Raw genomic sequence first — 10,580 nt, 5'->3', positions numbered from 1 at the left:
GCGATTCGCGTTGCGGCCCCGCGGTTCCGAACCGTGGACTCGCGAGTTCCGAACCGTGGACTCGCGGGTTCCGAAACGAAGACTCGCGGGTTCCGAACCGAAGACTCGCGGGTTCCGAACCGTGGACTCGCGGGTTCAACACGCGGGTCGTGCGGGGTGGACACGCGGGTTGTGTGGGTTGGACTCGCGGGGGGCTGGGGCGCACGGGTTGGGCGCACGTTGGCGCACGGGCGTGCTAGCCTGAGGTGTATGTCTGCTCTGCGATCCGCGTTGGCCCGTGCCGGGCTGCGCGTCGAGGCGGACGAGTTTCTCGCAATGGTCGAGGACGCCGCCAAGCGGCTCTCCCCCGTCGACCCGCGCCCGGCCGACTACTTCACCGCCGAGCAGCGCACCGCGCTCACGTCGGTGGGGCTGGACCTCGCGCCGCAGCGACAGGGCGAGCGGGACGTGCGGGCGCGGACGGTCGCGCTCCAGGCCGTCCTGCGCGACACCGCGCTGACCGTGGCGGGTGCCGCGGAACGGATCGGCGTCGACGCCAGCCGGATCCGGCACCGGCTCGCGGCCGGCCGGCTGGTCGGGTGGAAGGACCGCGGCGGCTGGCGGCTGCCGGTGTGGCAGTTCACCGACGACGACGTGCTGCCCGGCCTCGCGACCGTGCTCGCCGAGGTGCCCGCCGACCAGCCTGCACTGGTGGTGGCCGCGTTCATGACGACCCCGCAGGCCGCGCTCGGCGATCCGCCCGCCACCCCGAGGGACTGGCTGCTGGCCGGCGGCCTGCCGGAGAAGATCGCCCGGCTCGTTTCGGTACTCGGGACGCCTGCCTGACGTGTCCCGACTCCCCCTGCCCCCTTCGCCTTCCGTGCTGCACGCACGCCTGCGCGTACACGAGGACGTCGTCGCGCTGCCGACCTCCACCCGGCTCGTGCGGGTGTTCGTCGCCGCGGGCGCACACCACCAGCGGTGGAACACCTTCCGCCACACCGGCCCGCTGACGCACGCCAGGTTCGACCCTCAACCCCCGCAGCCGGACGGCGGCGTGGCCACCGCACCCGATCACGGGGTGCTGTACTTCGGGCTGTCCGTACGGACCTCGATCGCAGAGGTGTTCCAGGCATCGTCCATTGTGGACCGATCGACGCGGCGGCCGCACCTGGCCGTGTTCGCGCCGGTCCGCCCGCTGCGACTGCTGGACCTCACCGGGCTGTGGCCGACCAGGGCCGGGGCCTCGCAGGAGATCTCCAGCGGCCCCAAGGACATCACGCAGGCGTGGGCGCGGGCGATCCGTGACGCCTTCCCTCAGCTCGACGGGCTGTGGTACCGCTCGTCGATGGACTCCGGCGACCCGGCCGTCTGCCTGTGGGACCCGCCCTCCGGCGACGCGTTGCCACTGGCCCCGGAAGTGCTGCTGCCGCTGGACTACCCGGGCCTCGACCTTCCGCTGGCCCGCATCTGCGAATCGCTCAACTACGTCCTGAACTGACCCTGGGTCCGGGTAGGGGTAGCCCCACTGCGGATTCGGGGGCAATCCCGGGTGTCTCCACGCCGTCGCGAATTTATCGTAAGGATCGAGCCGGCTCGTGAGTCACATCACACACAAGGAGGTCGTGATGAACGAGCCAACCCGCGGACCCACGGACCTGCCGAACCGCCCGCGTGTGTGGCTGGTCAGCCGAATCGGGACCGCTCCCGACCCAGCCGACCTGCCCGCCGTCCGGGACACCTGGTTGCGAACCTGGCTTCCCGGCACCGACGGGCGCTACCACACCGCCGACGGTCGGCACCACGCCACCTGGGCCGAGCTGCACTCGCGGTGCGACCTCATCGAGATGGCGTGATCGGTCACCTGCCCGGTCGGTCGGCCTCGATCCGTGCCCGGTCGGTCTCCGTGCCCTCGCCGCTCTCGTCGGTCACGACATCCTTGGCCGACGCGACGTTCTTCCTGTCGTCCCTGCGGGTCTTCATCAGGCTGGCGACCGCGGTGATGATCAGGACGCCGATGATGACGGACAGGGACAGCGGGATGCCGATGGTCGGCACGTTGAGGTGCTCACCACCGTTGATGAACGGCAGCGTGTTGGTGTGGAGCGCCTCGAGGACCATCTTCAGGCCGATGAAGCCGAGGATGACCGCGAGCCCGATCGACAGGTAGACCAGGCGCCGCAGCAGGCCGCCCAGCAGGAAGTACAGCTGCCGCAGGCCCATCAACGCGAACGCGTTGGCCGCGAACACGAGGAACGGCTCCTTGGTGAGGCCGAAGATCGCAGGGATCGAGTCGACCGCGAACATCAGGTCCGCCGAGCCGATGGCGATCATCACGATGAACATCGGCGTCGCGAAGCGCTTGCCGTCGATCTTCGTGAAGACCTGGCCATCGTGATAATCGTCGGTCACCGGGAAGAGTTTGCGGGCCCATTTGGTGACCCGGTTCTCCTCGTACGGCTCGTCGTGGTCGCCGCCGAGCCCGGAGCCGGACAGCTTGACCGCGGTGTAGACAAGGAACGCGCCGAACACGTAGAAGACCCAGCTGAACTGGGAGATGGCCGCCGCGCCGACGGCGATGAAGACGCCGCGGAACACCAGCGCCAGCAGGATGCCGACGAGCAGGACCTTGTGCTGGTGGATCGCGGGCACTTTGAAGGCCGACATGACCACCAGGAAGATGAACAGGTTGTCCACCGACAGCGAGTACTCGGTGATGTACCCGGCGAAGAACTCGCCTGCGTGGGTGCCGCCCGAGAACATCCAGATGCCGATGCCGAACAACACCGCACAGGCGACGTAGAAGGTGACCCAGCGAGCCGCCTCACCGACGCCGACCTCGTGTGGCTTGCGGTCGACGATCACCAGATCGATCGCAAGTAGCACGAGGAGGCCGCCGATGGTGGCAAGCCAGATCCACACGGGAACACTCATCCATGAACCTCCGGTTCAACGGTTCCAACCGACAACCGGAGGTCTCTTCCGCGGGTCACATGACCTGCCGGGGGCGCCGGGCCCTGCCAAAGTCCCAGGTCCGTGCTGACGACGCCGCCGCGAAGGAATACTCCCCTCCAACTCATCCATTGTCAGGGCTGCGAGCTGAACACACCAGTCAGGTGAGGTTGTCAAACATCACATTCGGGCGATGCGGACCAAACGGTCAGGGGTCCTCAGTAACTCTCAGGATCGGTCCAATACGTTCACAGCGTGCCCCGAATTCCACACGTTCAACCACGCTGGGTCGCCGCAGGGCTGGTTGCCGTCCTCGCCGCCGCCGGTGGCCTGGTCTGGCTGAACAGCGGCGACGACCCGGCCGAGGTCACGACCCGCGAGCTGACGCTGACCGGCGCCCAGGGTCCCGGTGACCCGGCCGCGGTGAAACTCGACGCCACCCTGTACCTGCCAGAGCAGACACCCGCGCCGGCGGTCATCGTGGCGCACGGGTTCGGCGGCTCGAAGCAGAGCGTGGACGGCGACGCCCGTGAGCTGGCGCAACGCGGCTTCGTCGCGCTCGCCTACTCCGCACGGGGGTTCGGCCGCAGCGAGGGGCAGATCGCGCTGAACTCGCTCGCGTACGAGGTCGCGGACGCGCGGAAGGTCGTCGACTGGCTGGGCGAGCGGTCCGAGGTCACCCAGGACGGTGACGGCGACCCGAAGGTCGGCGTGACCGGCGGGTCCTACGGCGGGTCGCTGTCGCTGCTGCTCGCGGGCACCGACAAGCGGGTCGACGCGCTGGCGCCGACGATCACCTACAACGACCTCAGCCAGGCGTTGCTGCCCAACTCGGCCACCACCGGCGACACGATCCCCGGCACTCCCGCAGCCAACGCGTTCGCGGACGACGGTGTGTTCAAGCGGTCCTGGGCAGGCATCTTCTTCGCCTCCGGCGCGGGCGGCGGCGGCCTCTCCAACCCGACCGCGGACGCGGTGGAGGAGGGCGACGAGGACGACGACATCGACATGCCGTCCGGCAACACCGGCGGCTCGGGCGGCGGCACCGAGGCCAGCACGGACAGCGGCCCCGGCGCGGGTACCGGCGGCGCCACCTCGGGTGCCGGGCAGCCCGGCGCGGGGCCGCAGGCCGGGAACCCGTGCGGGAAGTTCCGTCCCGAGTTCTGCGCGGCCTACGCCGAGGTGGCGACCACCGGGCGGGCGAGCAAGCAGACCGTGGACCTGCTGCGATCCGTCTCCCCATCGCAGGTCACCAAGAACATCACCCAGCCGACGATGCTGGTGCAGGGCGAGCAGGACACCCTGTTCGGTCTCGACCAGGCCGACGCCAACGCCAGGGAGATCGCCGCGGCGGGCGGCAGGGTGAAGGTCGTCTGGTACACCGGCGGGCACGACGGCGGGCGCCCCGGCCCCGAGCTGCGCGGGCAGATCGCCGACTGGTTCGACTTCCACCTCCGTGGCCAGGGCACCGACCCCGGTGAGGGGCTGTCGTACGCGGTGCAGGGCGCGCTGCGGGTGCAGGGCGCGCCGTCGGTGCGGACCGTCAGCACCGGCGCCTACCCCGGGCTGGCGGGCAACGACCCGACCGAGCGCAGGAGCGTGCCGGTCTTCGGCCAGGAGCAGACGATCATCAACCCGCCGGGCGGCAACCCGGCGTCGGTGAGCAGCCTGCCCGGCCTCGGGTCGATCATCGGCAGCTCGTCGCGGCTGGTCGGCCGGGTGTCGATCGACCTGCCCGGCCAGGCGGCGCGGTTCATGAGCAAGCCGCTGACCTCACAGCTGCTGATCGCGGGCGCGAGCACCGTGCGGCTGCGGGTGGCGGCGGTCCCCGGCGCGGCGCCACCGGCGAGCGAGGGCGCGGTGCTGTTCGCGAAGCTGTACGACGTCGGCCCGGACGGCACGCGGATCCTGCCGGGCTCGGCGGTGTCGCCCTTCCGGGTGCCCGCACTGCCCGAGGACGGGTCGCCGGTCGAGGTGACCGTGACGCTGCCGGGCATCGTCCGGCCCATCGAGACCGACCGGACCATCGAGCTGGTGGTCAGCACGACCGACCAGGCGTACGCGACCCCGGCGCAGTCGGCAGCGTACCGGGTGTCGGTCGTGGAGGGCGCGGCCGTCGAGGCGCCGGTCGTGTCCGGCACGCGCTCGGACACCGGACCGCCCGCCGCCCCCCTGATCGGCATCGCGATCGTGCTCGGCCTGGTCGTGGTGGCGGCCGTGTGGGGAGTGTTCCGCAGGCGCCGGGCCACCGACCTGGATCCCACGCTGGCGGAGGTGCCGCTGGTGATCGAGGGGCTGTCGAAGAAGTACCCGGGCGGCGTGACCGCGGTGGACGACCTGTCGTTCCGCGTCGAGATGGGTCAGGTGCTTGGCCTGCTCGGACCGAACGGCGCGGGCAAGACGACGTCGCTGCGGATGCTGATGGGCCTGATCCAGCCGAGCGGCGGCACCATCCGGGTGTTCGGGCACAAGGTGTACTCCGGTGCGCCCGTGCTGTCCCGGATCGGCTCGTTCGTCGAGGGCGCCGGGTTCCTTCCGCACCTGTCCGGGCAGTCGAACCTGGAGCTGTACTGGGCGGCGACCGGCAGGCCGCCGGAGCGGGCGCACATCGAGGAGGCCCTCGAGATCGCGGGCCTCGGCAAGGCCGTGCACCGGCGGGTGCGGACCTACAGCCAGGGCATGCGGCAGCGGCTCGCGATCGCGCAGGCCATGCTCGGCCTGCCGGACCTGCTCGTGCTCGACGAACCGACCAACGGGCTGGACCCGCCACAGATCCACCAGATGCGTGCCGTGCTGCGGCGGTACGCGTCGACCGGGCGGACCGTGGTGGTCTCCTCGCACCTGCTGGCCGAGGTGGAGCAGACGTGTGACCACGTGGTGGTCATGCACCAGGGCAGGCTGGTCGCGTCGGGCAACGTCGAGGAGATCGTCGGTGGCAGCGGCGAGGCGACGTTCCGGGTGGACCGCCCGGACGACGCCGCCGAGGTGCTGCGTGCGGTGGAGGGTGTGGACAGCGTGGAGGTGGACGGCAACAGCGTCCACGCGGACCTCGACAGCCTGCCCCGCGCCGAGGCGCTGGCCAAGCTGGTCGGCGCCGGGGTCGCGGTGGAACAGGCAGGCCCTCGGCGCAGGCTCGAGGACGCGTTCCTGCAGCTGGTCGGAGAGGAGACGTCCCGGTGACCGACATTCACACCGACGAGGCCGCCATCGAGCAGCTGGCGGACGCTGCGTCGCACGAGGAACAGGGTGTGCAGGCCGACGGCTCTGTCGCCGGCTACCGCGCGGGGCGGACGCTGCGGCTGCGGGTCGAGCTGCTCCGCCAGCTGCGGCGGCGCCGGGTACAGCTGGTGCTCGGGTTCCTGGTGCTGTTGCCGTGGATCCTGTGGGCGGCGTTCGAGTTCGGCTCCGACACGAGCGGCAACCGGTCCGGCGGGTTCGTCGACCTGGCGACCTCGTCGGCGCCGAACTTCGTGGTGTTCGTGTTGTTCGCGGTGTCGAGCTTCCTGCTGCCGATGATCGTGGCGCTGTTCTTCGGCGACACGATCGCGAGCGAGGCGTCGTGGTCGAGCCTGAAGTACCTGCTGGCCATCCCGGTCCCCCGGCACCGCCTGATGCGGCAGAAGGCGATCGCGTCCGGGCTGCTGTCGTTCTTCGCGATCGCGCTGCTGCCCTCGGTGGCACTGGGCGTCGGCGTGATCTTCTACGGCACGGGCGAGGCGGTCAGCCCCACGGGTGACGCGATCTCGTTCCAGGACTCGATGCTCGCGCTGCTGTTCACCGTGCTCTACCTGGCGGTGCACCTGCTGTGGGTGGCCGGCATGGCGCTGTTCCTCACGGTGTCGACGGACGCGCCGCTCGGCGCGGTCGGCGGCACGGTGCTGGTGGCGATCCTGTCGTCGATCCTGGACCAGATCACCGCGCTCGAAGGGCTGCGGAACTACCTGCCGACGCACTACGCGTTCGCGTGGTCGGACCTGATCTCGACCGACGTGGACTGGTCGAACATGGCGGCGGGCGCGTTCTCGGCGGTGGCGTACGCGGCGTTCTTCGGCCTGCTCGCGGCTCGCCGTTTCCGCACGAAGGACATCACGTCGTGATCGCCGGTTGGCTCGCTTACCGCGCGGACATGGACGGCACCCCGGGGCACTAGCGACCTCGGCGGCCCCGCAGGTAGTCGCCCACCACGGCGGCACCCAGGCCGTCGAGGTCGGGGGCCACCACGCGGCCGCCGCTGCGGCGGGCGATCAGGTCGACGAACTCCGCCAGCCGGGGGTCGTCACCCAGCATGAACACCGTCACCGACGCGCCGAGCTTCGCCAGGGCGTCCACCTCGGCCAGCGTCTTGCGCAGCGTCCTTGGCACGGGCGGCCACGAGAACTCCGCGTTGCCGTCCGGCTCGAGATGCGCGGTCGGCTCCCCGTCGGTCACCACCAGCACGACCGGCTGCGCGTCCGCGTGCTTGCGCAGGTGCCGCGCGGCGAGGAGCAGCGCGTGGTGCAGGTTGGTCCCCTGCTCCCACACCCCCTCCAGCCCGAACAGCTCCGGCAGCTCGACCGGCTTCGCGTGCCGGCCGAACGTGATGAGCTGCAACGCATCCGTGCGGAACCGCGTGGAGATCAGCTGGTGCAGGGCCAGTGCGGTGCGCTTCATCGGCACCCACCGCCCGTCCTGCACCATCGACCACGACGTGTCCACACACAACGCGACCGCGGCCCTTGTCCGCTGCTCGGTCTCCACGACCTCGACGTCGACGACGTCCAGCGTCACCGGCCCGCCACCGGACCGCAGCACCGCGTTACGCACGGTCCTGGACGTGTCCCACGGCGCGGTGTCCCCGAACTCCCACGGCCGGGTCGCGCCGGTCGGCTCCGACGCGGCCCCGGACAGTGCCGAATCGCGCTGCCCTGCGCGCCGGGCGGTCGCGAGCACATCCTTGAGCGCGGTCTGCCCGAGCCGCCGCAGCGCCTTGGGCGACAACTGGAGCGACCCGTCCGGCGCCCGCTCCAGCAGGCCCTGGTCGCGCAGCTCCTTTTCCAGTTCGGCGAGCCGCCTGGCGTCCACGCGGGCGTCGTCACCGAGCTGGCGTTCCAGCGCCTCCAGGTCGATGTCCTCCAGCCGCGCACCCGGATAGGACTGCGACAGCTGCTCGGCCAGCGCGTCCAGCTCCGCGAGGTCGGCCATCGCCTGCGCGCCCTCGCCCATGCCCAGCGGCTGGTTGCCGCGGAACCGCCCCGAGGAGGTCCAGTCCTCGCCGGGGCGCAGCGCACGCAGGTTCGCGTCGAGCGTCGACACCTGCTCGAGCAGGCGGGGATCGCCGAACGCGGACGCCATCAGGTCCGAAAGCTCGGCCCGCTGCTGGTCGGACATCGAGTTCATCATCCGCTGCGCCGCCGCGGCGCGGGCCGCGAGCGCGTCGACCAGTTCCTCGGTGTTGCGCGGGTTCTCCGGGAAGAACTCGCCGTGCTCGCGCATGAAGTCCTGGAACTGCCGAGTCGTGTCGTCGCCGCGCAGGTGTGCCAGCAGCAGGTCGTTCAGGTCCGCCATCATCGCGCGGATCCGCTCGGTGTCCTCCGGGCTCATGTCCCGCAGGGCCTGCTTCATGCCCTGGAACCGCGACTCCAGCAGCTCCTGGCCGAGCAGGTTGCGGATCTGCTCGTACTTCTCGCGTGCCTCGTCGGACCGCCATTCGTACTCGGACAGCTCGCGGACGGCGGCCGCGGTGCCGGAGGGCAGCGCGTCGAGCTGCGCCTCCCGGAACCGGGCGTCGTCGTCGGGGTCCGGGAACAACGCGGTCTTCTCCGCGGCGACCGCCTCGTCGAGCAGCTGCCGCACCTGCCGCAGAGTCCCGTCGAGGTTGTGGCGGCGCTGGATCTGCGACCGCTTCTCCCACAGTCTCCTGGTCAGCTCGTCCAGGCCCGCGTTCTCCCTGGTGCCGCGCCGGAGCAGCTCCTCCAGCGCGGACCGGGGCGACCGGCCGTCCATGACGTCCCGCCCGATCGCGTCGAGCGCGTCCCGCAGGTCCACGGGTGGCGCGAGCGGGTCGGGACCGTCGTAGTACTGGCCATACGTGAAACGGGTCATGACGCCCCCTCGCAAACTCCGGCCCGTGCCCGATGGTTCGCTCCGCAAGCTCCGCTCACGGGCCGTACACCGTCGTGCCGTCGCTACTGTCGGAGTCCTTCGCGAGCTTGCGCCGCAGGTACAGCGACTCGAGCGCCAGCTCGATCGACGCGGCGATCCGGCCGGGGTGGTCGGTTGGCGAGACCTTCAGCCGCGCCGCGACCTCGTGCAGCACCGGCAGCTCGGGCAGCGCCGCGAGCACCTCACTGCCCGGTACCCGCTCGCCGGTGGCGACCAGGTGCCCGTCGGCCACCGCGTCCGCCAGCGGCCGCAGGTCAAGGCCCGCGAACCGGTCCTTGGCGGTCTCGGCGACCGCGCGGCGCAGCAGGTGCACCAGGTGCTCGGTCTCGCGGCCCTCCTCGCCGGACTCGAACTCGAGCTTGCCGCGCAGCACGCCAGGCACCGAATCGAGGTCGATCGGCCTGGCGACCGCCGGGTGCTCGCCGATCAGCGCGGACCGGCGCAGCGCGGCGGCCGCGACGGTCTCCGCGGCGGCCACGGCGAAGCGCGCGGACACGCCGGAGCGCTGGTCGATCGCCGTCGACTCGCGCAGGTTGCGCACGAACCGGGCCAGCACCTCGAGCAGTTCGTCGCCGACCTCGGCGACCAGGTCCGCCTCCTGCTTGATCACCGCCACCTCGGCGGCGACCGACAGCGGGTAGTGCGTGACCACCTCGGCGCCGAAGCGGTCCTTCAGCGGGGTGATGATGCGGCCGCGGTTGGTGTAGTCCTCCGGGTTGGAGGTGGCGACGAGCAGCACGTCGAGCGGCAGCCGCAGCGTGTAGCCGCGGACCTGGATGTCCCGCTCCTCCATCACGTTCAGCAGCGCCACCTGGATCCGCTCCGCCAGGTCGGGCAGCTCGTTGATCGCGACGATGCCGCGGTGCGCCCTCGGCACGAGTCCGAAGTGGATGGTTTCTGGGTCACCGAGCGTGCGGCCCTGTGCGACCTTGACGGGGTCGACGTCACCGATCAGGTCACCAACGGACGTGTCCGGGGTGGCGAGCTTCTCGGCGTACCGCTCGGAGCGGTGACGCCACTCGACCGGCAGGTCGTCGCCCAGTTCGGCCGCCCGGCGGCGCGACTCGGGCGAGATCGGGTCGAGCGGGTGCTCGCCAAGCTCGGCACCCTCGATCACGGGCGTCCACTCGTCGAGCAGTCCGACGATCGTGCGCAGCAGCCGGGTCTTGCCCTGGCCGCGTTCACCGAGCAGCACGACGTCGTGGCCGGCGAGGAGCGCGCGCTCGAGCTGCGGCACGACGGTCTTGTCGAACCCGACGATGCCGGGCCACGGGTCCCGGCCGGCACGCAGCGCCGCGAGCAGGTTGTCACGGATCTCGGCCTTCACGCCGCGCGGCAGGTGTTCGGCCGCGCGCAGCTCTCCAGCGGTGCGTGGGAGGTTCTCTGGTGGGGTGGGTAGGGCGCCTGTCACCGTTACGACGCTACGCACGTTCGGCAGTTCAGTCGACGTGGAGTACCTCCAGCTAGTCCGCCTCCCCGGAATTTTGAAGTGTTGGCTGCGTCCCAGC

General features: G+C 71.0%; 8 protein-coding genes. 5 read left to right on the top strand and 3 right to left on the bottom strand.

Going from position 1 to position 10,580, the window contains the following annotated elements; all coding sequences use genetic code 11:
- Positions 1–249 precede the first annotated feature (249 nt).
- From WBA97_RS25035 to WBA97_RS25025, 3 genes are all read left to right on the top strand, one after another.
- Positions 250–825: a DNA-binding protein gene (locus WBA97_RS25035; protein WP_424233355.1), complete on the top strand. Its 576-nt coding sequence runs from the start codon at positions 250–252 to the stop codon at positions 823–825.
- A 1-nt stretch (position 826) separates the two neighbouring features.
- Positions 827–1,480 (top strand): RES family NAD+ phosphorylase, encoded by a 654-nt coding sequence (locus WBA97_RS25030; RefSeq protein ID WP_424233354.1) that lies wholly within the window; start codon positions 827–829, stop codon positions 1,478–1,480.
- Positions 1,481–1,607: 127 nt separating this feature from the next.
- The gene (locus tag WBA97_RS25025) at positions 1,608–1,835 is read left to right on the top strand and encodes a hypothetical protein (RefSeq protein ID WP_424233353.1); all 228 of its coding nucleotides are present in this window, start codon (positions 1,608–1,610) and stop codon (positions 1,833–1,835) included.
- A gap of 4 nt (positions 1,836–1,839) precedes the next feature.
- Here the strand turns inward: WBA97_RS25025 and WBA97_RS25020 are convergent, their stop codons facing one another.
- Positions 1,840–2,913 (bottom strand): TerC family protein, encoded by a 1,074-nt coding sequence (locus WBA97_RS25020; RefSeq protein WP_424233352.1) that lies wholly within the window; start codon positions 2,911–2,913, stop codon positions 1,840–1,842.
- A 273-nt stretch (positions 2,914–3,186) separates the two neighbouring features.
- Here WBA97_RS25020 and WBA97_RS25015 point away from each other — a divergent pair, with 273 nt between their 5' ends.
- Complete coding sequence (locus WBA97_RS25015; RefSeq protein WP_424233351.1) at positions 3,187–6,111, top strand: alpha/beta fold hydrolase; 2,925 nt, start codon at positions 3,187–3,189, stop codon at positions 6,109–6,111.
- The gene (locus tag WBA97_RS25010; RefSeq protein ID WP_424233350.1) at positions 6,108–7,028 is read left to right on the top strand and encodes an ABC transporter permease; all 921 of its coding nucleotides are present in this window, start codon (positions 6,108–6,110) and stop codon (positions 7,026–7,028) included. Before WBA97_RS25015 ends, WBA97_RS25010 begins: the two co-directional genes overlap by 4 nt.
- Before the next feature lie 49 nt (positions 7,029–7,077).
- On the opposite strand, the gene WBA97_RS25005 is transcribed toward WBA97_RS25010, so the two are convergent.
- Both WBA97_RS25005 and WBA97_RS25000 read right to left on the bottom strand, forming a co-directional pair.
- Entirely contained in the window at positions 7,078–9,012 is a 1,935-nt protein-coding gene (locus WBA97_RS25005; protein ID WP_424233349.1) for a hypothetical protein, read from the bottom strand.
- A 55-nt stretch (positions 9,013–9,067) separates the two neighbouring features.
- The gene (locus WBA97_RS25000; protein WP_424233348.1) at positions 9,068–10,483 is read right to left on the bottom strand and encodes a sigma 54-interacting transcriptional regulator; all 1,416 of its coding nucleotides are present in this window, start codon (positions 10,481–10,483) and stop codon (positions 9,068–9,070) included.
- Positions 10,484–10,580: the final 97 nt, after the last annotated feature.

Origin of the sequence: Actinophytocola sp. (assembly GCF_049647105.1) — a bacterium.
In the GTDB taxonomy this organism is placed as follows: domain Bacteria; phylum Actinomycetota; class Actinomycetes; order Mycobacteriales; family Pseudonocardiaceae; genus Actinophytocola.
The sequence above is the reverse complement of the archived record's forward strand: the minus strand, read 5'-3'. Positions and strand labels throughout refer to the sequence as shown.

Coding starts and splice junctions, on each gene's coding strand:
- WBA97_RS25035 (WP_424233355.1), top strand. CDS start 250: ATGTCTGCTCTGCGATCCGCGTTGGCCCGTGCCGGGCTGCGCGTCGAG.
- WBA97_RS25025 (WP_424233353.1), top strand. CDS start 1,608: ATGAACGAGCCAACCCGCGGACCCACGGACCTGCCGAACCGCCCGCGT.
- WBA97_RS25020 (WP_424233352.1), bottom strand. CDS start 2,913: ATGAGTGTTCCCGTGTGGATCTGGCTTGCCACCATCGGCGGCCTCCTC.
- WBA97_RS25005 (WP_424233349.1), bottom strand. CDS start 9,012: ATGACCCGTTTCACGTATGGCCAGTACTACGACGGTCCCGACCCGCTC.